The sequence below is a fragment of the Photorhabdus viridis genome, assembly GCF_040256935.1.
GTDB classification, from domain to species: Bacteria; Pseudomonadota; Gammaproteobacteria; order Enterobacterales; family Enterobacteriaceae; genus Photorhabdus; species Photorhabdus viridis.
On sequence record NZ_JBEJZY010000025.1, the window covers coordinates 52,448 to 73,257 of the forward strand.

Consider the following 20,810-nt stretch of genomic DNA (forward strand, 5'->3'; position numbering starts at 1 on the left):
TACCCTCTATTTTTTGATCGGTAAGTAGATAGAAAATTCTGTGTGCCCAGGCCAACTGGTAAATTCTATTTTACCTGAGTGCTGATCTATCAAGTTGCGGGCAATGGATAGGCCAAGACCGGTTCCGCCTTCATGAGCGCTGACCATCGGGTAAAACAGTGTGTCCTGAATCTGTGGCGGGATCCCTGGTCCGTTGTCTTCCACATCTATTCTGGCAGCCAGGCGATAGCGCTTACCGTGCAGGGTGATTTGGAAAGCGGTTCGGGTGCGCAGGGTAATGGCACCACCCTGTGCGCCCAGAGCTTGCAAGGCGTTACGGGTGATGTTCAGCAGCACTTGCTCAATCTGATCCGGGTAGTGAGCCAGTTCCGGCAGACTCGGATCGTAATCTTTTATCAGTGTGACGTTATCCGGCATTTCCAGCGAGACTAATTGATAAACCCGTTCAGCAACGTAGTGAATGCTTTGTTTAATTTGTTCGCCTGGGTGTTGTGGGCCAAGTAGCCTGTCTACCAGATGACGTAACCGGTCTGCCTGTTCAATAATCACTTGGGTGTATTCCTGCAAAGCAGGATCAGGCAGCGCTCTCGAAAGTAATTGCGCGGCTCCCCTCAGTCCGCCGAGGGGATTTTTGATTTCATGCGCCAGCCCCCGAACCAATTCCCGTGCCGCTATCTGCTGGGCTTGTTGTACCTGCTCTTGGCTTAACCGGCGTTGACTATCCATAGGCGCCAGTTCCAGCAAAATGAACTGCCCGGAAATGGGTTGGGCGCTGAGCGACATAATATGAGAGCGGTTATTAACCACTAACGTCACTTCGTTGTCAGTAAAACTCTGACCGCTGACTAAACTGGCGTGCATCAGCTTTGTATCCAGTGAAAAGTAACTGAACAGTACCGGAAGAGGTGTACCTAATAGTTTACGGGCACTCTGAGCTAATAATTGCAGCGCTGCATGGTTGGCATAGCGGATCACAAGATCGGTATCCAGCACCAGTACGCTGTTAATTAGTGAGTTTAATATTTGCCCGGTATCGGGTAGATTTTCCATTTTCATTCACTCTCCCGCCATACTCCCGCACCTTTTTGGTGCACTGTATCATATTCGAGCGTAAAACCCAGCCAAAGCCTGAGTTCAGGGAATAGGAAAAAGGCCCATCCGAAGATGGGCTAAAGGTTTCACGGCAACAAAAAATGATCAGCGGGAACGGCGCTGGTAATTACACACTGTAATACAGTTCAAATTCCAGTGGATGTGGTGTCAGGCGGACACGTTCCATTTCACTGTTTTTCAATTCAATATAAGCATCAAGGGCGTCATCGGTGAAGACACCACCACGGGTCAGGAACTCGCGGTCAGTATCCAATGCTGCCAGTGCTTCATCCAGAGAAGAAGCGACAGTTGGGATCTCTTTGGCTTCTTCCGGTGGCAGGTCATACAGGTTTTTATCCATCGCATCGCCCGGATGGATTTTATTGATGATACCGTCAAGGCCAGCCATCAACTGAGCGGCAAATGCTAAATAAGGGTTAGCTGCCGGGTCAGGGAAACGGACTTCAATACGGCGGGCTTTGGTGCTGGCGACAACCGGAATGCGGATGGATGCAGAACGGTTACGGGCAGAGTAGGCCAGCATTACCGGCGCTTCATAGCCCGGAACTAGACGTTTATAGGAGTTGGTTGTCGGGTTGGTAAATGCGTTCAGTGCACGGGCATGTTTGATAATACCGCCAATGTAGAACAGCGCCAGTTCGGACAAACCACCGTATTTGTCACCGGCAAACAGGTTGGCGCCGTTTTTAGACAGGGACATATGGCAGTGCATGCCGGAGCCATTATCACCAACCAGTGGTTTTGGCATGAAGGTGGCGGTTTTGCCGAAATTGTGCGCCACATTATGTACGACATATTTGTAAATCTGGGTTTCGTCAGCCTTTTTGGTCATGGTGTTGAAACGAGTCGCGATTTCATTTTGACCGGCCGTGCCAACTTCATGATGGTGAGCTTCCACAACCAATCCCATTGCTTCCATTGTCAGGCACATGGCTGAACGTAAATCCTGAGAAGAATCAACCGGAGGCAGCGGGGCGTAACCGCCTTTTACCGCAGGTCGGTGGCCTTTATTGCCGCCTTCGTATCGAGTTCCAGAGTTCCATGCTGCTTCAATATCATCAATATGGTAGTAGGAACCGGACATAGAACTGCCGAAGCGTATGTCGTCAAACAGGAAAAACTCAGGCTCAGGCCCACACAGGACGGTATCTGCAATGCCGCTTGAGCGCAAAAAGTCTTCAGCGCGTTTGCAGATGGAACGTGGATCACGTTCATAGCCTTGCATCGTGCCGGGTTCCAGAATGTCACAACGGAGGATCAGAGTGGCATCATCAAAGAATGGATCAAGCATGGCTGTACTTGAGTCTGGCATCAGCACCATGTCGGATTCGTTAATACCTTTCCAACCGTGAATTGAAGATCCGTCGAACATTTTGCCATCTTCAAAGAAGTCCGCATTAACCTGATGAGCAGGAATGGTCATATGTTGTTCTTTGCCTTTGGTATCAGTGAAACGCAAATCAATAAACTTCACCTGATGCTCTTCAATCATGGTTAAAACATGTTCAGCGGACATACTCGGTTTCTCCTGGTTTGTGCCGGTCTTGATAAAATGGTTTTAGATTAAGATGTAAAGAAAATACAGTTACATTGTTTTACCTTAACAAGGCTATTTACGCGTTTGCAAACTTGTCGTTGTAAAAAACAATCTTATTAGATGAGAAAAACAATTGCGAAAAGCGTGCCAACTTTCTGACACCTTGCAATATACTGTGTTATGGGTATCCCCATGGGGAGATACTTTAATATTTAGTAAAATTGCACTGTATTAGTGCGATTATGTTACTATCCTGCACCCCGTCGGTGCATTTTTATCAATAGTGCATCTTTTATAGGCGTGAAAGGGATCACAATTCCATTGGTATCAAGTTGTTAAGAACAGATTCTTGTGATCCTGTTTAGTCCCTCGACCAATGTGTGTACAATAGCGCGCTATTTCTAAATGCCTGAGGCAAAGTTTGTGATCGAAAAATTGCGTAATATCGCCATTATCGCGCATGTTGACCATGGTAAAACTACCCTGGTTGACAAGCTGCTGCAACAATCCGGTACTTTCGGTGACCGTGCGACAGCGACAGAACGTGTGATGGACTCCAATGACTTGGAGAAAGAGCGTGGAATTACTATCCTCGCAAAAAATACCGCCATTAAATGGAATGACTACCGTATTAATATCGTAGACACTCCGGGACATGCCGATTTCGGCGGTGAAGTAGAACGTGTTATGTCTATGGTTGACAGTGTACTGTTGCTGGTTGATGCCATGGATGGGCCTATGCCTCAGACCCGTTTTGTAACGCAGAAAGCGTTCGCTCATGGTTTAAAACCTATTGTTGTTATCAACAAAGTTGACCGTCCTGGCGCACGTCCTGATTGGGTTGTCGATCAGGTGTTTGACCTGTTTGTGAACTTGGGCGCGACTGACGAACAACTGGATTTCCCAATTATCTATGCATCTGCATTGATGGGAATTGCTGGTATTGATCATGCTGATATGGCCGAAGATATGACGCCGTTGTATCAAGCAATTGTCGATCATGTAGAACCACCAAAAGTTGACCTTAATGGTTCATTCCAGATGCAGATTTCTCAGCTGGACTACAACAACTATGTTGGTGTTATCGGTATTGGTCGTATTAAGCGCGGTACGGTTAAACCAAACCAGAACGTGACGATTGTTGATAGCGAAGGTAAAACCCGGAACGGCAAAATTGGTAAAGTTCTGGGCCATTTGGGTCTGGAGCGTATTGAGAGTGAGCAAGCGGAAGCGGGTGACATCGTTGCGATTACCGGTTTGGGCGAGCTGAATATCTCCGATACCCTGTGTGACGTCAGTGTTGTTGAAGCCCTGCCGCCACTGGCTGTTGATGAGCCGACGGTAAGCATGTTCTTCTGTGTTAACACCTCTCCTTTCTGTGGTCGTGAAGGTAAATATGTCACTTCACGTCAGATCCTTGAGCGCCTGAAGAAAGAGCTGGTTCACAATGTCGCACTGCGTGTCGAAGAAACCGAAGATCCAGATGCGTTCCGTGTTTCTGGCCGTGGTGAATTGCACTTATCTGTTCTGATTGAGAACATGCGCCGTGAAGGTTTTGAACTGGCGGTATCCCGTCCGAAAGTTATCTTCCGTGAGATCGATGGCCGCAAACAAGAGCCATTCGAGCAGGTGACTCTGGATATTGAAGAGCAGCATCAGGGTAATGTGATGCAGGCGCTGGGTGAGCGTAAAGCTGATCTGCGCGATATGTTGCCAGACGGTAAAGGCCGTGTGCGCCTTGATTACATTATTCCAAGCCGTGGTTTGATTGGCTTCCGGACTGAGTTCCTGACCATGACTTCGGGTACTGGCCTGTTGTATGCAACATTCAGTCACTATGATGATATTCGTGCGGGTGAAATCGGTCGCCGTCAGAACGGTGTGATGATTTCCAATGGTCAGGGTAAAGCGGTTGCTTATGCGCTTTACAGCTTGCAGGATCGTGGTAAGTTGTTCCTCGGTCATGGTGCGGAAGTGTATGAAGGCCAGGTGATCGGTATTCACTCCCGTTCCAATGACCTGACAGTTAACTGCCTGACAGGTAAGAAACTGACAAACGTCCGTGCGTCTGGTACTGACGAAGCGACAACCTTGTCTCCACATATTAAGAAAACCCTGGAACAGGCTCTGGAGTTTATTGATGATGACGAGCTGGTAGAAGTGACTCCTGTGTCGATTCGCCTGCGTAAACGCCATCTGACAGAAAACGACCGTCGTCGTGCGCATCGCAGCAAAGAAGCATAATCTTTTCTGCTATACAAATGCTTAGGGCGCCAATGGCGCCCTGAGTTTTTTGGGATCTATTTATTCAGTTAAATAGATCTGAGATTATTTACCCAGCAATTGATAATACGTTGGGTTGTCATCACATTGCCCGCCGCCACACTCCAAAATGGTAGAGATCAAATTTGCTGTAATCAATACGACAAATATCCCAATAATAATCTGACCGAAAACAGACTTACTTTCTTTTTCTTCGGTCGTTTTTTCCAGACTTTTCAATATCAGCATGACTGATATGGCGATAATAGCGATAACTGAGGAGATGAGAGCCCAAGTATAAAAATGTATACCAAAAAGTGCAGAACCATAACCGATATCGCCGGGTGTTATGTGTAAAAACACTTGTCGGATTGCAATAATTCCGGTCACGATACTGCCGATAAGCGCGATGCCATAATGTGCGCTTTTTATACCAAAACGGAGATTAAACAGGAAACCAAACCCTATCATGATCATACCTGTCCGCTGTAGCAGACATAATGGGCAAGGGAGTTCGGAAAGGACCAGTTGATAATAGAAAGCAACGGTAAGTGCAGCACTGATACCAAGTAACCCAATGATGTTGAATATTATGCCGTAGCTGATCGTCTGTTTTGTTGCTAATACCTGATTCATTAAATTGTCTCCCGTTAAAAAGACAGATTCAGCGAATCAGTCGCATGATGAATAAACCAGGCTATGGTAGTTACCAAGAGGAGACCCCATAGAGCATAGCTAGTTTTATTCTTTCCAACCAAGGTGGTTATGACCGCAAATAATGCGATCAAAAACGGTAAAAACATGTACATGGTTCACTCTCCTATAATGCTAAAAATATTCAAAACCTTCGCCTGAATAGATAGTCTTCTTCAGGGGAGGAATTCATAATATCAAGCTTGATATTGCTTGCTTCGATATAAGCGATCAATCATCCAAAGACCGGTTGACCATAAAGAAACACTTTGGTGCTGTTAATGAGGTCAACTCTCTGCTGGTCTATTCGTACCGTGCTGCAAATAATAATTGTAGTCAATTTTTATTGTATTTGCCATCACTTGGAATAATGAGTGTGATTCTATTTGAAGGGGCTGTTTATGCTTTAATTAGCTGTTTTTTATTTAATAGTTAAGTAGGCAATGATTATGAGAGGTGAATTGCACCCCTGTTTTAAGGTTTTCCCATTTATTATCATTACTGGTGGAGTTGTATTTAAGACGGTTCAATCTATCCAATTTTCTACAATTAACCCATCTACGCGGTTGAATTCCTTTTCATTGTTAGTGATTACAATGAGTCCTGAACTTCTGGCGTGGCTTGCAATATGTAAGTCATTAATACCTATTGGAGTGCCTTTCTTCTCAAGGCTTGCACGAATAGCGCCGTAGTGATAAGCCGCCTTTTCATCGTAAGTGACTACTGTGAGGCGAGATATAAAATCTTCAACAGTTTTTAAATTTTTTTCAGGAAAAGAGCTTTTTTCTGCTCCGTGTATCAGTTCGGCTAGTGTAATACTTGATACAACCATACGTGCTGCATTGATATTAAATTTTTCTAATACCTCAACAGGGCGACGTTTAATTACATAGATAGCGATATTGGTGTCTAACATATACTTAAACATTAAAACGCCTCACGTTCTGATTGGTGTTGAGATGCCCTTTCAGGTAGGAAATCATCGGTTGGGCGTTCATCACTCATGAAGAAGCTATCCCAGACATTTTCTATCGGGGAAATGATTCTTTCTTTACCGATTGCTCTGACCATAACGTTTTTAACATTATCAGGGAATCTAACATCAGCAGGTATCCTGACATTTTGTGTGCGGTTGCTTATGAAAACTTTACTTGGGTGCATATTTATTACCTCAGTCATATTGCATTAAAATAATTATAATCTGATTTTTGTATATAGCAATGCTATATTGCATAAGATAGTGGTAAATCCTTCTTGGTAAAAAATTCCTTTAGCATCAATTCTCTGCGAGAGCTATGAGTCGCTGATAGAGAGTATTTTCTTTTGAGAAGGCTGAAATACGAGGGGTGGTTGGCTTTTAATATACCTTGTGGCGAATACTTGATAACGGGAATGAAAACCCCTCAACGTTTTACCGTGAGGGGCTGCTATTACTATTTAATATTTTTACTCATTTAATGCTTCGGCTTCTATATCATCAGAAGCTGATTTAGCGTGAACTTTCGCAAAGAAGACAAGCGTGACAATCACCATTGCCGCCAGGCCGATAACGACAGAGATATTCCAATCCAGAGCAAAACCTTCAGGAGCGAATGCCAGATAGGTGAAGCACACGGCAGTCATAAACATGGCTGGCAGGGTGGTGATCCAGTGGAATTTATCGCGGCGTAGCAACCAGGCTGATGCCGCCCACAACATAACCATTGCCGTAGTTTGGTTCGCCCAACCGAAATAGCGCCAGATGATATTAAAATCGGTTTTGGTAATCAGATAACCGACAATAAACATGGGCACACTTAATAACAGGCGCTTGGTCATTTTTTGCTGAGGAATATTCAGGAATTCAGCGATAATAAGGCGGGCAGACCGGAATGCCGTATCGCCGGAAGTAATTGGCAGAATCACCACGCCAAGGATAGCCAGAATACCGCCGACAGTGCCCAGCAGCGAAGTAGAAACTTCATGAACCACCAGAGATGCAGTCCCCTGATCAATCACCGCTTGTAGTGCGTTAGTGTCTTCATAGAAGCTCAGACCTAGCGTACACCAGATCAGGGCGATAATACCTTCACCAATCATGGCGCCGTAGAACACAAAACGGCCATTTTTCTCATTCTGCATACAACGCGCCATCAGTGGGGACTGAGTAGCGTGGAAACCGGAGATAGCGCCACAGGCAATCGTGACAAACAACAACGGCCAAACAGGCAAGTCTTTTGGGTTAAAGTTAGTGGTGAAATCTAATCCTTGTGAGTAGAAGGGCTTATCGCTCATAGCCAAACCAACCATTAGTGCGACAGACATAAACAGCAACAATGCACCAAATAGCGGGTAGAGGCGGCCGATGATTTTATCAATGGGGACCATTGTTGCGAGAATATAGTAAGCAAAAATAACGCCAACCCAGATAGCAATGTTATCCCAGCCGATAGCTTCTTTCAGTAAGTTGTTCAGTAAGCCTGCCGGACTCAGAACAAATACCACACCAACCAGCATCAGTAGAATGACAGCAAAGATATTCATGAAATGCTTCATGGTCTTGCCCAGTTCATTACCGACAATGACGGGTACTGATGCTCCCCGAGCACGAACACTGAGCATACCAGAGAAATAATCGTGTACTGCGCCGGCAAAGATACAACCGAATACGATCCACAGCATGGCAAGTGGGCCATAGAGGGCACCAAGAATCGGGCCGAAGATAGGGCCGACACCAGCAATATTAAGTAACTGAATTAGCCAAACTTTTGGTGTGGACATCGCGACATAGTCGACACCATCTGCCATAGAAAGCGCGGGGGTTTTTCTTTCTGGTTGAATGGTGAATATCTTTTCGACAATCTTGCCGTATATGAAATATCCTGCCAGAAGAAGCCCAATACAAAGGAGGAACAACAACATAAAATAACACCTTACTCTACTTTTTTTATCTGGAGCCTACTTTATCGTTTCATAAGAAAAATACCGTGAAGTAATTCTCTTTTTGCTTTTCTGTACTGTTTTCTAATTAGAAATACGATTAAAGTAAAAAATCATTAATTAACCAGGAGGTGGTCATGCTATATATCTTCGATATGGGTAATGTGATTATTGATATTGATTTTAAAAGAGTTTTAGCTGTCTGGAGTAATTTGAGCGGCACACCTCTTGCGACGTTGACGAAAAGTTTCTCTATGGGAGAAACGTTTGAAAAACATGAGCGTGGTCAAATTACTGATCTGGAGTTCGCTGATACTTTATGTCAGGAAATGAATATTTCACTCAGCTTTGAGCAATTTGCCGCCGGATGGCATGCTATTTTTATTGATATTCGGCCTGAAGTCATTCAGATAATGAATAAATTACGTGAAACAGGGCATCGGGTTGTGGTGTTATCCAACACAAACCGCCTGCACCAGGATTATTGGCCGCATCATTACCCGGAAATTGCGGCATCGGCTGATTACCTCTATCTGTCCCAGGATTTGGCAATGCGTAAACCTGAACCTGATATTTTCAAATATGTTCTTGAGGCGGAAGGTTTCTCACCGGAGCAGGCGGTATTTTTTGATGATGTACTGGAAAATGTGGCGGTAGCCGGTACGTTAGGCATAAATAGTGTTCATGTTATTGACCGGCAGACAGTACCGGATTATTTCAAAGCAATCGGTTTTTCTGAATAGATTGAGTCGTTGAACTGATAATGGGAGATAGTGTGCTGATGCTAATATTTAAGGAAAAGTATGATTGCGTTAATCCAGCGGGTAACACAAGCGAATGTTGTTGTTGAGGATGAAACTGTTGGGGCAATTGGTCACGGTTTGCTGGTATTGCTGGGCGTTGAACAAGAAGATGATCAACAGAAAGCAAAACGGTTATGTGAGAAAGTGATAGGATATCGGGTATTCAGTGATGAGCAGGACAAAATGAATCTGAATGTCCAGCAGATTGGCGGCAGTTTGCTGGTTGTTTCCCAGTTTACCCTGGCTGCTGATACTCAAAAGGGAATGCGCCCCAGTTTTTCTGGTGGCGCAAGCCCGGATAAGGCTGATGAATTATATCGCTATTTTGTTGAACGATGCCGCCAAAGTGGTATAAAAACAGAAATTGGGCGGTTTGCAGCCGATATGAAAGTCAGTTTGACAAACGATGGACCAGTCACTTTCTGGTTGCAGGTATAACCACGAAAAGCAGCCAGTAAAGCGCAATTACCCCCGATTACACATCATGATCAAAAGAAAGGGGCAGTTTCTATGTATCATCTGCGAGTACCTGAAACAGAACAAGAACTGGAAGCATATTATCAATTTCGTTGGGAAATGTTGCGTAAGCCATTGCATCTACCTGTAGGCTCTGAGAAAGATGGTTATGACACCATAGCTCATCACCAGATGGTTGTGGATGAGAAAGGTAACCCGGTGGCGGTAGGGCGTTTATATATCAACGCGGATAGCGAAGGTGCGATCCGTTTTCTGGCAGTACATCCTCATGTGCAAGGCAAAGGGCTGGGAAAACTGATCGCAATGGCCCTGGAATCTGTTGCCCGTCAGGAAGGTGTGAAACGGGTAGTATGCAGCGCCCGTGAACATGCGGTAGACTTTTTCAGTAAACTGGGGTTCGAAAATCGCGGGCCAATTACCAGCCCGCAAACGACACCGGTTCGCCATTTTCTGATGATCAAACCTGTTGCGACACTTGATGATATTCTTCACCGGCCGGATTGGTGCAATGAACTGCAAAAAGCCTGGTACAAACATATTCCCCTCAGTGAGAAAATGGGTGTGCGGATCTCTCAATATACCGGCCAGAGTTTTATTACCACGATGCCGGAAGCAGGGAATCAAAATCCTCACCAAACTCTCTTTGCGGGTAGTCTGTTCTCACTGGCAACACTGACTGGCTGGGGGTTGATTTGGTTGTTGTTACAAGAACGCCAATTGGGGGGCGATATTATTCTGGCTGATGCTGATATTCGTTACAAAAAGCCTGTTATTGGCAGGCCAAAATCTGTTGCGGATCTTAAAAATATGAGCGGCGATTTGGCTCGTCTTGCTCAGGGCAGCAAAGCGAGAGTGAAGTTGGAAGTGACGGTGAGTGGTGATCATGGGCTGGGTGCCGTGTTTACCGGCACTTATATAGTGCTGCCAAACGCTTACACGGCGATAGCTTAGGTTTTACAGTGGCATCAAATATGCCACTGGTGGTATTTAGTTCTATAGAATACAGACTTTGTGTGTTTATTAATCTGACAATCTTGATTTGTGTCCACAATAGTCCTGCGATAAGGGAGCAAACAGTCAGAAGAGGGGGATACTATGAAGACGGCCATATTAAAAGTTCGTGTTCCCGAAGAATTAAAAAATGCGGTAGTGAGAGCTGCTCAGGATAACAGTTTGGATATGTCTAGTTTTGTCCGCCTGGTATTAACCAGAGCGACAAAGGAACGCCGCATTCCTAATGCCACAACGCAGGCGGCGATCCGTGAGCTAGAAAGTGGTGGTGGTACAAGTGTAGATACCGTAGATGAATTTTGGGATGAAATTTTTAAATAAAATATGCTCAAAATTCGATATTCATCTGCATTTAAACAGGATTTAAAACCCTTTCAGCATGATAAATCAGCTATTTCTGTTATTAATACCGTATTAAAACTGCTTGTCACCATGCTTTTCGCGGAAAGCCCCTTACTTTCAGGTAGGGAGGATGTCAAAGCCCATTGTAGATATCTGCCCTTTATTGATGGTTTGAGTTTCTTTGCCTGATTGTTTATCAGTAGCATCAAGTATGCCATTGATGGAGCTTTTCACGTCGTCAGCAGAAAGATCTCCTTGTATCCGCAGAGTGAAATTGCCTTTGCCCTGTAATTTCAACGGGGCCCAGCCCCATTGATGCAAAATAGTTAAATCCGCATCCATTCCCTGAAAATCTAAAGTAAATGGCTTCTGTGTTTGTTGGTCTACTGTGCCTTTAATTTTCAGCAATCCATCATCAACAGAGGCATCTAATTGGTCGAGGATGAGTTTATTTCCCTCTGTGTGTAATTTAAGGTAAGGGCGGTTTAATTCAACTTTGTTGAATGTTGCGCTGGTGGCATTCAGGTTTGAAGATCCGCTCCAAATCCCCCATCTTCCCTCTTTCAGTAATTCCACATTATGGATATAACCATTAAGAGCGGTAAGCTGGAATGGAAAATCGGGATTAATGTCAATCAATAGGCTGTTATTGATCGTCAGCCCGTTAATGGAAAAGCCGGATATCCATTCAGGCAATGATTGTTTCAGTAACTGATGCCAATTTTGCGGCAAGGTATAAGCTAAACCCGCAACCGTTGCATTTGCGATTTTGAATTGCTTTGTTTGTTGGTTCCATTGCGCTTTGATGTGGAATAATCCCTTTTCCCAGCGGGCAGTAAGATTGGAAATATTAAGCTCATTTCCGGCAAGAATAAGGTGACCAATGGCGTCGGTGACATGAAGATCATTCAGCGTAGTATCCATGACGTTGAAATCAATAATTCCTTCTTTCCCTTGCCAATTCCCGTTAACCAAACCGATATTTTTTACTGTGGCATCCAGATAATTAGCAGACCAGCTTTTACCTTCCAGTTTGGCATTAGTGAGGCTCAGATCTTTAATGTTCACTGCGGGTAGTTTGCTGGTTTTCAGCAATAATTCTTCAAGTGTCATTGAAGTTTGCCAGCGAATATCACTGATAAGTAAATTATCCCACTGCCAGCTCCCATCGGGTAGACGTTGCCCATTACCGGATACCGAACCGCGTGCCAATGTTGCACCAAATGAATTGATAATCAGTGTATTGCGTTGGCTATTCCCTTGCATAACCACCTTTTCAAGAGAAATATCATTTAAGTTCAGCTTATCGGCACTGAACTGAAATTTCCCGCTTCCTGCCAGTCCATTTGATTGAGGGTTCCAGGGAGTGATGCCGCCGGTAATATTTTGTCCTTGGATCTGCCAGTCTGCATTTTCTGACTGAATAGACATTTGATTGAGTTGCAGGATATTGGCGCTAAAAGGTAAGGATTTTTGCTGACCTTTTATCGCTAATTGGCCTTGTTGCAATAACAGACGGTGGAAATGACGCGGGGAAGTGAGTTGCTGCCAATTGAAATCGAATGCCGCAACCTGAGCTTCTAAGGTGAAAGAGTGTTGTTTATTGCTAAGGGCGATATTGGTGAATGTCAGGGTGCCGGGTTGTGACCAATGATGTTCGATATTGCCAATCTGAACCTGATAATCACTGTTATTACTGAGCCATTGACTCAATTGGCGAGCGCCCCAGCTTGTCTGAATAACGACATAAAGAGTGACTACTGTCAGTATTAGCAGTAATGACAGAGTAACCAGCAATTTTCCTAACCATCTCATCATCAGATTCCAGTTTAATCAGCTTATAGCTTCCTTTTATGCCGTAATTTTTGTGTTCACTCAAGAGATGGTGAATAAAAGTTATGAGCAAAGAGAAATGATTATTTGTAACGCCTGCATAATTGAACGATAAAACAAAATTACCAATAAATAACTATATTAGTTGTAAATTATAATAATTTCATAAGTTGGGGTAAGAAAAAAACAAGGAATTATTAGTTGTTTTATTGTATTAAAATAGTTCCTAGATATTAATTTTTACTTAATTGTATTTTTGTATCTAATAATAAATTGTTTTTTTATTAAGGTGTTATGGCGCTTGTCTGAATTTGTAAATAATTGCATTGGTGATTATTAAGTCTATGTCTTATAATATTAAAATATAGCCAATGATATTCGAATGAATTAATGTATTAATGGATGGTCATAAGTTGGATAATGATTTTTCTCGTAATTCCTTCTATTACTTTCTCAGTTTGACTGATGATTGAAATAAGGCTTCATTGTTCACTTTCACTCATCTTCCAGCAAATAAATAACGTAAGGAATCTACTATGTCAGAAAGCATGAAACAAGAATCGTCGAATCAAAGTAGTATCCGCATAACCCGCCCACTTAATGGAAAGGAGTTTCTGGATGGTCTGAATGATGGGCGGGAAATCTGGGCTTATGGTGAACGTATCAACGATATTGCCAATCACCCTGCTTTTCAAAATCCAGCCCGCGCGGTGGCGAAACTTTATGATGCTTTGCATGATCCTGCTCATCGTGACGTACTGACTACCCCGACTGATACAGGAAGTAGTGGCGTGACACATCCCTTTTTCCGTGTACCGCGTTCACAGCAGGATTTAATTGCTGATCGTGATGCTATTGCTGCGTGGTCGCGCATGAGTTACGGTTGGTTAGGGCGAAGCCCTGATTATAAGGCTTCGTTTCTTACCACTCTGGGCGCAAATTCGGAGTTCTATGGTGATTTTGCTGATAATGCGAAAACCTGGTATACCCGTTCACAGGAAAAAGTGCTCTACTGGAATCACGCAATTATTAACCCGCCAATAGATCGTCATTTACCCGCTGATGAAATTGGTGATGTTTGCATGCACGTTGAAAAAGAGTGTGATGATGGATTAATTGTCAGCGGCGCTAAAGTTGTTGCCACGGGGTCGGCGATTAATCACTATAACTTTATTGGTCATTATGGTTTACCGATAAAGAAACGGGAATTTGCGTTAGTTTTTACAACGCCGATGAATGCTCCGGGACTGAAATTAGTCTGTCGTCCTTCTTATTCCCTGATGGCTAATAAAATGGGCAGTCCTTTTGATTACCCACTCTCTTCCCGCTTTGATGAAAACGATACCATTATTATTCTGGATAAAGTGAAAGTTCCTTGGGAAAACATATTTATCTATGGTGATGTAGATAAAGCCTCGTCATTTTTTTTCGACTCCGGCTTTTTGACTCGTGCTATGCTGCATGGCGTAACCCGGTTGGCTGTTAAATTTGATTTTCTGTGTGGATTAATTATTAAAGGTGTTGAAGCTACGGGTACACAGGATTTTCGTGGTGTGCAAACACGTGTTGGCGAGGTACTGGCATGGCGCAATATGTTTTGGGCTATCAGCGATGCGATGGTTAAATCCCCGCAGCCGTGGAGTGGGGATGCCGTATTACCTAACGCTGATTATGGGATGGCGTATCGTTGGTTTATGACGGTAGGTTATCCACGGGTAAGAGAAATTGTCGAGCAGGATTTAGGGAGTGCTTTAATTTACGTTAACTCTCATGCTAGCGATTTTGCCAACCCGGAACTTTCTCCTTATCTCAATAAATATATGCGTGGCTCAAACGGTTACAATGCCGTTGAGCGTACAAAGCTAATGAAACTGATTTGGGATTCGATCGGTACTGAATTTGCCAGCAGGCATGAATTATATGAACGCAATTACGCTGGCAACCATGAAATGACAAGAGTAGATTTGCTATTGTCTGCCCAAAAGTCAGGTTTAGCGGATCAATTTAAGGGATTTGCTGAGCAGTGTATGAGTGAATACGATCTTAATGGTTGGATTGGTGACGATTTTATTTGGCCTTCCAGTCGCTAGGCTAAACCATAATCACGCACGACTATGATTTGATGTGCGTGATTATTGAGTTGGGTATCTGCAACCTGATATTGGATTTCTCGGCGGATATTATTTTTCCTGAGGAAATACCAGATTAAGAATGATAGCTGTCAGACCACCAGCGGCAATACCGGAAGAGAGTAGTGTTTTCAGCCAGTCAGGCGCGAATTGTAAAATCAGTGGCTGTTGAGCAACGCCCATCCCAACCGCTAAAGAGAGTGCAATAATCATAATTGCCCGGCGGTTAAGTGCCTCTCTGGAAACGATACGGACACCGGACGCAGCAATTGTACCGAACATCACGATAGTAGCCCCTCCCAATACCGGTTCAGGGATCTGTTGTACAAATCCTGCCACCGCAGGAAACAGACCTAACAGAATCAGCATCAGCGCCACAGCATAACCTACATGACGGCTGGCAACGCCGGTTAGCTGGATAACTCCGTTATTCTGTCCAAAGCAAGAATTCGGGAAAGTATTGAATACGGCAGAAAGCATAGAATTTAGGCCGTTAGCTAAAACACCGCCTTTAATACGCTTCATATATAGAGGCCCGCTGACCGGTTGCTCTGAAACGTCAGACGTTGCGGTAATATCGCCGATGGTTTCCAGTGAAGTGACCATAAAAATCAGCATTAATGGGATCAGCAGATTCCAGTCAAAGGAAAGACCATAATAGAGTGGCGTAGGAATCGTTATCAATGAACTATTCTCCGGTACCGTTGCTTGTGGCAGCATCCCCATTAGCCAGGCGACAACATAACCAACCGCCATTGCAATTACCAGAGAAGCGACACGTAGGTAAGGATTACGCTGGCGGTTCAACAAAACAATCACCGCTAACACAACACCTGCCAGAAACAGATTATCTGGAGAACCAAAAGTATGATTTTCGATAGCAGAGAATCCGCCACCGATAGAAGTTAATCCAACCTGAATCAGAGACAAACCGATAATCATTACAACAACACCGGAAACCAGCGGCGTGATAATTCTCCGGGCCAGATGTAATACGCGGGATAACAGAATTTCTGTCATGGATGCCAACATTAGAGTACCGAATAGTGCTGCCATCATAGTCGGGATATCTGCCCCACCGTTTTTGAGTGCCAGACCGCCCATAATTAATGGAGAAACAAAGTTAAAACTGGTTCCTTGAATAGAAAGTAAACCAGAACCGACAGGCCCCCAGGTTCGGATCTGAATTAATGAAGCTAACCCTGAGGCGAACAGGGACATGCTGATAATCCGCTGTGTATCGTGAGCAGGCAGCCCCAGCGCCTGACAGATTAAAATTGCTGGTGTGATAACCGCGACAAACATTGCCAGTAAATGCTGGCAAGCAGCAAACAACGTTTGTAGCAGCGGTGGCCGATCTTCCAGGCGATAAATCAATTCACTGTCTGATTTTTTCGGGGATATTGTTGCAGCTTGTTCAGGGGATGAAGTGAACATGGTGTGAAATTCCGGACTGACAAAAAACGCATTTTAATGATCAATTGCGCAAAAGCAATCGTTTGCGTAAAAATTCTATTCTTTATCATGATTCACTCTGGTCACATTTTTATATGTTTTAACTTGTGTTTGTTGCAGATTTTTTTTCTAATCCAGCGTTGCCTGCTTTTGGCGTTTTCTAAAGGATGAGTATAACGTCGTAATAACTTACATAATTTTAACAATATAGCTGGGGTACATAGATGTATCATCTTGATGTTTATGGCACGCTCGTTGCGTCCGCATTAGTACTATTACTTGGGCGTAAACTTGTACAATCAGTTCCATTTCTTGAAAAATACACCATTCCTGAACCTGTCGCGGGTGGCCTGTTAGTTGCACTGATTCTTTTAATACTGAAGCAAACGACTGGTTGGGAAATCAACTTTGATTTGTCTCTTAAAGACCCTTTGATGTTAACTTTCTTCGCTACTATCGGCTTGAACGCGAATCTCTCCAGCCTGAAAGCGGGAGGTAAGGTTCTTTTCACTTTTGTCTTCGTCGTTGTTGGCTTGTTGTTGGTTCAGAACACGGTGGGTATCGCGTTGGCTGAACTGCTAGGACTGGACCCACTAATGGGCTTGCTGGCGGGGTCTGTTACGTTGTCTGGTGGTCATGGTACGGGGGCTGCGTGGGGTAAACTGTTTAGTGAGCGTTATGGTTTTGAAAATGCGACAGAAGTGGCAATGGCCTGTGCGACTTTCGGTTTAGTACTGGGTGGTTTGATTGGTGGTCCAGTTGCTCGTTTTCTGGTGAGAAACACCCAAACTCCGGGTTTGAGGTCAGATGATACGGAAGTACCAACCGCATTTGAAAAACCTTATACCGGTCGGATGATCACCGCGTTGGTCATGTTGGAAACAATCGCATTGATCGCCATCTGTCTGATGGCAGGTAATTTTGTGTCTGAACTTCTGCAAGGTACATGGTTTGAATTACCGACATTCGTTTGTGTGTTATTTATCGGGGTTATCCTGAGTAACAGTTTGTCGGTGTTAGGTTTTTACCGGGTCTTTGACCGGGCGGTTTCTGTACTGGGTAACGTGAGTCTTTCACTGTTCCTGGCAATGGCATTAATGAGCCTGAAACTGTGGCAGATGGCGTCACTGGCATTGCCAATGTTGGTTATCCTCACCATCCAAGCCATCGTCATGGCGTTGTATGCAATTTTTATCACCTATCGGGTGATGGGTAAAAACTATGATGCTGCGGTTCTGGCGGCGGGTCACTGTGGTTTCGGCTTAGGGGCAACACCTACCGCTATTGCGAACATGCAGGCGATTACCGATCGCTTTGGACCATCTCATGTGGCGTTTCTGGTGGTGCCGATGGTAGGCGCGTTCTTTATCGATATCGTTAACGCGATTGTGATTAAGCTCTATCTGCTGTTACCGGTATTCCCGGCGGTGTAGGGGCGAATTAGTAAGATACTGCGCCAGCGATTCAGTTGGTGCAGTATTGTGATTGTGTTTCAGCCTTTCCTATTCCTTATCTATGATGTACCTGAATTGGTTTACTCTGATATGGAGTTGTTCCGTAAGGAACACTTTGTTACATTGTTCCTTGTGGCGCAACGAGGAGCGGTAAGGAATGATAAAGAGTTTCAGGCATAAGGGGCTGCGCCAGTTTTTTGAAAAAGGTGTTTCTGTTGGAATTAACCCTCAGCATGTAAACAAACTCCGTCAACGACTTGCTGTTATTAACGATGCAGAGGATGTAGGGGAAATCAATTTTCCTGGATACAACTTACATCCTTTGACGGGAGATAGGAGAGGGCAGTGGGCAATTACTGTTTCTGGGAACTGGCGTATTACATTCGAATTTATCGACGGTGATGCGTATATCGTTAACTATGAGGATTATCACTAATGAAAATGTTCAATCCCCCTCATCCAGGCGAAATTATTGCTGATTCTTTGGAAGAGCTAGGCTTGGGAATTCGTGATCTTGCGCGGGCATTAAATGTTGCTCCGTCTACGGCTCAACGTTTAGTTTCGTGTAAAGCGGCAGTCACGCCAGAAATGGCGGTAAAGTTATCTAAAGTACTTGGTAGTTCTCCACGGTTGTGGTTGAAACTGCAAGAATCTTATAGCCTTGATAAAGCAGAAAAGACGGTTGATATTTCTAAATTGACCCCGTTATTTAAACCGCATGTGTCTCATGTCTAATATTTAGACATATATATGCAGGGGTTATTACCTAATCGATGGTCGGCGCGTTCTTTATCGATATTGTTAACGCGATTGTGATTAAGCTCTATCTGCTGTTACCGGTATTCCCGGCGGTGTAGGGGCAAATTAGTAAGATACTGCGCCAGCGATTCAGTTGGTGCAGTATTGTGATTGTGTCGCGTCTGTTTCCAGAAAGGAATCGCTACCAAGTCGTGGGCAATTTTCGCTACATTGGCAGGTAGGATTGCTACACCAAGGTTAGCGGAAACAAAGCAAATCATATTCGCAACTAGGCGGCCACCAAGGGCCGCGCATGTTGCAGCTTGTCAGCCAAAACCTCATTTATGTTTATGAAACAATGAATAATTGACAGTATATGGAACACAATTTACATGGTAAATAGTCAGACCGCTGACAAACCTTGTTAAAAATAACGGTGTCCGTGTACGGCTTCGCATCTACAAAACTGCGCTCTATCGTCTCTGGCGGGAAAGTCTGGCGAGGTGGTCTTTTACTGTGTTTTACTTATAATTTATCGCATTCGAAATAGTAAAAAGGATGAGCAACAATGAAGCTTTTCAACGTCCTGGGATTTCGTTGGGACCGGTCTGCTGTTCCTCTTATTGTCCCGATTTACTCCATTGAACGGGTATGCTTCCGTTTTCACCGGATGTTGCCAGAATTTGTTTGGGATGCCAGCGTGCTTGAAGGCAATCCTTTTACTTTCCCGGAAGTGAAGACATTATTGGACGGTGTAACTGTCGGTGGTAGGAAGGTTTCTGATCAGGAGCAAGTACTGAATCTCGCAAAAAGTTCTAAACGATTGTTATCTCTGGTGAAAAAAGGTCAATTTGAGTTGACCAAAGCTACATTTACTGAACTTTACAGCATAGTTGCCCGCAACGAAGCCTTGGAGTGGGGACGGTTCCGTGGAGAAGGGCAGGAGATAAATTACACTCCAGATGTCAGTTTGGGTGAGTATGGTCGGCATACTCCGTTACCTACTGTACTCGATGCACCAGAATTGAACCGCATTTTTCAAGCCGGTATGGCGGCATTGGATGAATGTCAGCCTTTCGAAAAGGGGGCCGTATTTTTCCTCTTTGGGGCATTACAGCAATTCTTTTTCGATGGTAACAAACGTACTTCGCGTTTCATGATGAACGGTATTTTGATGTCGAATGGCATCGATGCAATCAGCGTACCTGCGGCGAAACTACATGAGTTCAACGAAAAGATGGTGCGCTTCTACTTGAGCAAAGATGCTACTGAGATGATGATGTTCCTTGTGGATTGCCACCCGGAAGCAGAGCAAATTCGTGCGGCGAATACACAAAATTAGTGATCACTGCGCTTGGCCTGTTTGGGATTCGTCCCGATATGTTTTCAATCATGCATTACCATAATGTGTACTTCGGTAACTAGCGTTCAATCCATATTCTTTCCCAACGCTTGACGATAAAAAAGTCATTTTGTTTTTATCGTCAACGCTTATTTTCGCTCTCAAAATGGTCTCTGGTATGAGCCCATGGCGGGATTCCACTTTGTTTACCCTGCCATGTGGTAATTCATCTATCTGATAAAAAAGTTTAGCTGCTTATTTTATTGCGAATTAAATAACCTGAACTTCGCTTAAGAAGAAAATAAAAATATCTGAGATACGATCAACATTTTTGTCAAAGAAAATTTAAGACATCTCAGTCAGCTCGGTTTCTTGCTTAATATTCCTTCAATATAAAAGAAAGTATGCTACCATTCACTGATGAAGAGAAAAAATACACAAACACCGCATGATGCTGTTTTTAAAAAGTTTTTAAGTCATATCGATACGGCCAGAGACTTCCTGGAGATTCATTTGCCTGCGACATTACGGGCAGTTTGTGATCTGGATACACTGCGGTTGGAATCAGGATCGTTTATTGAAGACAATCTACGGGCGCATTATTCCGACATTTTGTATTCATTGAAAACGGCGCAGGGTGACGGTTACGTGTATTGCGTGATCGAGCACCAGAGTTCCCCGGACAAAATGATGGCATTTCGG

At 44.1% G+C, this 20,810-nt stretch carries 21 protein-coding genes; 12 read left to right on the forward strand and 9 right to left on the reverse strand.

The features are described 5' to 3' along the window. Positions 1 to 6: 6 nt before the first annotated feature. Positions 7 to 1,056: a nitrogen regulation protein NR(II) gene (gene glnL / locus ABR397_RS12425; RefSeq protein ID WP_350306013.1), complete on the reverse strand. Its 1,050-nt coding sequence runs from the start codon at positions 1,054 to 1,056 to the stop codon at positions 7 to 9. Positions 1,057 to 1,219: 163 nt separating this feature from the next. Continuing rightward, positions 1,220 to 2,629, reverse strand: coding sequence for a glutamate--ammonia ligase (gene glnA, locus ABR397_RS12430; RefSeq protein WP_350306014.1), 1,410 nt, complete (start codon positions 2,627 to 2,629; stop codon positions 1,220 to 1,222). 426 nt (positions 2,630 to 3,055) lie between these two features. Between glnA and typA the strand changes: the two genes are divergently transcribed. Then, positions 3,056 to 4,894, forward strand: coding sequence for a ribosome-dependent GTPase TypA (gene typA / locus ABR397_RS12435; protein WP_350306015.1), 1,839 nt, complete (start codon positions 3,056 to 3,058; stop codon positions 4,892 to 4,894). 84 nt (positions 4,895 to 4,978) lie between these two features. Here the strand turns inward: typA and ABR397_RS12440 are convergent, their stop codons facing one another. The 5 genes from ABR397_RS12440 to ABR397_RS12460 form a co-directional block, all read right to left on the reverse strand. Further along, positions 4,979 to 5,548, reverse strand: coding sequence for a disulfide bond formation protein B (locus ABR397_RS12440; RefSeq protein ID WP_350306016.1), 570 nt, complete (start codon positions 5,546 to 5,548; stop codon positions 4,979 to 4,981). A gap of 14 nt (positions 5,549 to 5,562) precedes the next feature. Next, positions 5,563 to 5,721: a DUF5993 family protein gene (locus ABR397_RS12445; protein WP_021326212.1), complete on the reverse strand. Its 159-nt coding sequence runs from the start codon at positions 5,719 to 5,721 to the stop codon at positions 5,563 to 5,565. Positions 5,722 to 6,131: 410 nt separating this feature from the next. Continuing rightward, positions 6,132 to 6,533, reverse strand: a complete 402-nt coding sequence (gene vapC / locus ABR397_RS12450) for a type II toxin-antitoxin system tRNA(fMet)-specific endonuclease VapC (protein ID WP_350306017.1) — start codon at positions 6,531 to 6,533, stop codon at positions 6,132 to 6,134. Beyond that, on the reverse strand, positions 6,533 to 6,766 hold the full coding sequence (vapB, locus tag ABR397_RS12455; protein WP_350306018.1) for a type II toxin-antitoxin system VapB family antitoxin: 234 nt from the start codon (positions 6,764 to 6,766) through the stop codon (positions 6,533 to 6,535). Before vapB ends, vapC begins: the two co-directional genes overlap by 1 nt. 285 nt (positions 6,767 to 7,051) lie before the next feature. Continuing rightward, positions 7,052 to 8,506, reverse strand: a complete 1,455-nt coding sequence (locus ABR397_RS12460; RefSeq protein WP_350306019.1) for a carbon starvation CstA family protein — start codon at positions 8,504 to 8,506, stop codon at positions 7,052 to 7,054. 155 nt (positions 8,507 to 8,661) lie between these two features. On the opposite strand from ABR397_RS12460, the gene yihX reads away from it, so the two are divergent. The 4 genes from yihX (at position 8,662) to ABR397_RS12480 (ending at position 11,136) form a co-directional block, all read left to right on the forward strand. Beyond that, the gene (gene yihX, locus ABR397_RS12465) at positions 8,662 to 9,267 is read left to right on the forward strand and encodes a glucose-1-phosphatase (protein ID WP_350306020.1); all 606 of its coding nucleotides are present in this window, start codon (positions 8,662 to 8,664) and stop codon (positions 9,265 to 9,267) included. 60 nt (positions 9,268 to 9,327) lie between these two features. Further along, positions 9,328 to 9,765: a D-aminoacyl-tRNA deacylase gene (dtd, locus tag ABR397_RS12470; RefSeq protein ID WP_350306021.1), complete on the forward strand. Its 438-nt coding sequence runs from the start codon at positions 9,328 to 9,330 to the stop codon at positions 9,763 to 9,765. A gap of 72 nt (positions 9,766 to 9,837) precedes the next feature. After that, the gene (gene fabY, locus ABR397_RS12475; RefSeq protein WP_350306022.1) at positions 9,838 to 10,755 is read left to right on the forward strand and encodes a fatty acid biosynthesis protein FabY; all 918 of its coding nucleotides are present in this window, start codon (positions 9,838 to 9,840) and stop codon (positions 10,753 to 10,755) included. Positions 10,756 to 10,899: 144 nt separating this feature from the next. Next, entirely contained in the window at positions 10,900 to 11,136 is a 237-nt protein-coding gene (locus ABR397_RS12480; RefSeq protein ID WP_350306023.1) for a type II toxin-antitoxin system RelB/DinJ family antitoxin, read from the forward strand. 138 nt (positions 11,137 to 11,274) lie between these two features. Here the strand turns inward: ABR397_RS12480 and ABR397_RS12485 are convergent, their stop codons facing one another. Beyond that, positions 11,275 to 12,975, reverse strand: a complete 1,701-nt coding sequence (locus ABR397_RS12485; protein WP_350306024.1) for a translocation/assembly module TamB domain-containing protein — start codon at positions 12,973 to 12,975, stop codon at positions 11,275 to 11,277. A 563-nt stretch (positions 12,976 to 13,538) separates the two neighbouring features. Between ABR397_RS12485 and ABR397_RS12490 the strand changes: the two genes are divergently transcribed. After that, positions 13,539 to 15,080, forward strand: a complete 1,542-nt coding sequence (locus tag ABR397_RS12490) for a 4-hydroxyphenylacetate 3-hydroxylase family protein (protein ID WP_407072878.1) — start codon at positions 13,539 to 13,541, stop codon at positions 15,078 to 15,080. Between the two features lie 90 nt (positions 15,081 to 15,170). Here ABR397_RS12490 and ABR397_RS12495 read toward each other — a convergent pair whose 3' ends face one another. Then, on the reverse strand, positions 15,171 to 16,556 hold the full coding sequence (locus ABR397_RS12495; protein WP_350306026.1) for a uracil-xanthine permease family protein: 1,386 nt from the start codon (positions 16,554 to 16,556) through the stop codon (positions 15,171 to 15,173). A 242-nt stretch (positions 16,557 to 16,798) separates the two neighbouring features. On the opposite strand from ABR397_RS12495, the gene gltS reads away from it, so the two are divergent. The 6 genes from gltS to ABR397_RS12525 all read left to right on the forward strand — a co-directional run. Beyond that, positions 16,799 to 18,007, forward strand: coding sequence for a sodium/glutamate symporter (gltS, locus tag ABR397_RS12500; protein ID WP_214085173.1), 1,209 nt, complete (start codon positions 16,799 to 16,801; stop codon positions 18,005 to 18,007). A gap of 48 nt (positions 18,008 to 18,055) precedes the next feature. Next, positions 18,056 to 18,208 carry a hypothetical protein gene (locus tag ABR397_RS12505; RefSeq protein WP_161804208.1) on the forward strand — a complete coding sequence of 51 codons (153 nt, stop codon included), beginning with the start codon at positions 18,056 to 18,058 and terminating at the stop codon, positions 18,206 to 18,208. After that, positions 18,186 to 18,464, forward strand: coding sequence for a type II toxin-antitoxin system RelE/ParE family toxin (locus ABR397_RS12510; protein WP_046974745.1), 279 nt, complete (start codon positions 18,186 to 18,188; stop codon positions 18,462 to 18,464). The genes ABR397_RS12505 and ABR397_RS12510 overlap by 23 nt, the downstream gene beginning before the upstream one ends. Then, a complete protein-coding gene (locus ABR397_RS12515) occupies positions 18,464 to 18,763 on the forward strand; it encodes a HigA family addiction module antitoxin (protein WP_046974746.1) in 300 nt (99 codons plus the stop codon). Before ABR397_RS12510 ends, ABR397_RS12515 begins: the two co-directional genes overlap by 1 nt. 571 nt (positions 18,764 to 19,334) lie before the next feature. After that, a complete protein-coding gene (locus ABR397_RS12520; protein ID WP_350306027.1) occupies positions 19,335 to 20,108 on the forward strand; it encodes a Fic family protein in 774 nt (257 codons plus the stop codon). Positions 20,109 to 20,528: 420 nt separating this feature from the next. Then, the coding region (locus ABR397_RS12525; RefSeq protein ID WP_350306028.1) for an Rpn family recombination-promoting nuclease/putative transposase at positions 20,529 to 20,810 on the forward strand (282 nt) is incomplete at its 3' end.

Excerpts from the sequence above, each read along its gene's own strand:
- glnL (WP_350306013.1), bottom strand. The coding sequence starts at position 1,056 with ATGAAAATGGAAAATCTACCCGATACCGGGCAAATATTAAACTCACTA.
- glnA (WP_350306014.1), bottom strand. The coding sequence starts at position 2,629 with ATGTCCGCTGAACATGTTTTAACCATGATTGAAGAGCATCAGGTGAAG.
- typA (WP_350306015.1), top strand. The coding sequence starts at position 3,056 with ATGCCTGAGGCAAAGTTTGTGATCGAAAAATTGCGTAATATCGCCATT.
- ABR397_RS12440 (WP_350306016.1), bottom strand. The coding sequence starts at position 5,548 with ATGAATCAGGTATTAGCAACAAAACAGACGATCAGCTACGGCATAATA.
- ABR397_RS12445 (WP_021326212.1), bottom strand. The coding sequence starts at position 5,721 with ATGTACATGTTTTTACCGTTTTTGATCGCATTATTTGCGGTCATAACC.
- vapC (WP_350306017.1), bottom strand. The coding sequence starts at position 6,533 with ATGTTTAAGTATATGTTAGACACCAATATCGCTATCTATGTAATTAAA.
- vapB (WP_350306018.1), bottom strand. The coding sequence starts at position 6,766 with ATGCACCCAAGTAAAGTTTTCATAAGCAACCGCACACAAAATGTCAGG.
- ABR397_RS12460 (WP_350306019.1), bottom strand. The coding sequence starts at position 8,506 with ATGTTGTTGTTCCTCCTTTGTATTGGGCTTCTTCTGGCAGGATATTTC.
- yihX (WP_350306020.1), top strand. The coding sequence starts at position 8,662 with ATGCTATATATCTTCGATATGGGTAATGTGATTATTGATATTGATTTT.
- dtd (WP_350306021.1), top strand. The coding sequence starts at position 9,328 with ATGATTGCGTTAATCCAGCGGGTAACACAAGCGAATGTTGTTGTTGAG.
- fabY (WP_350306022.1), top strand. The coding sequence starts at position 9,838 with ATGTATCATCTGCGAGTACCTGAAACAGAACAAGAACTGGAAGCATAT.
- ABR397_RS12480 (WP_350306023.1), top strand. The coding sequence starts at position 10,900 with ATGAAGACGGCCATATTAAAAGTTCGTGTTCCCGAAGAATTAAAAAAT.
- ABR397_RS12485 (WP_350306024.1), bottom strand. The coding sequence starts at position 12,975 with ATGATGAGATGGTTAGGAAAATTGCTGGTTACTCTGTCATTACTGCTA.
- ABR397_RS12490 (WP_407072878.1), top strand. The coding sequence starts at position 13,539 with ATGAAACAAGAATCGTCGAATCAAAGTAGTATCCGCATAACCCGCCCA.
- ABR397_RS12495 (WP_350306026.1), bottom strand. The coding sequence starts at position 16,556 with ATGTTCACTTCATCCCCTGAACAAGCTGCAACAATATCCCCGAAAAAA.
- gltS (WP_214085173.1), top strand. The coding sequence starts at position 16,799 with ATGTATCATCTTGATGTTTATGGCACGCTCGTTGCGTCCGCATTAGTA.
- ABR397_RS12510 (WP_046974745.1), top strand. The coding sequence starts at position 18,186 with ATGATAAAGAGTTTCAGGCATAAGGGGCTGCGCCAGTTTTTTGAAAAA.
- ABR397_RS12515 (WP_046974746.1), top strand. The coding sequence starts at position 18,464 with ATGAAAATGTTCAATCCCCCTCATCCAGGCGAAATTATTGCTGATTCT.
- ABR397_RS12520 (WP_350306027.1), top strand. The coding sequence starts at position 19,335 with ATGAAGCTTTTCAACGTCCTGGGATTTCGTTGGGACCGGTCTGCTGTT.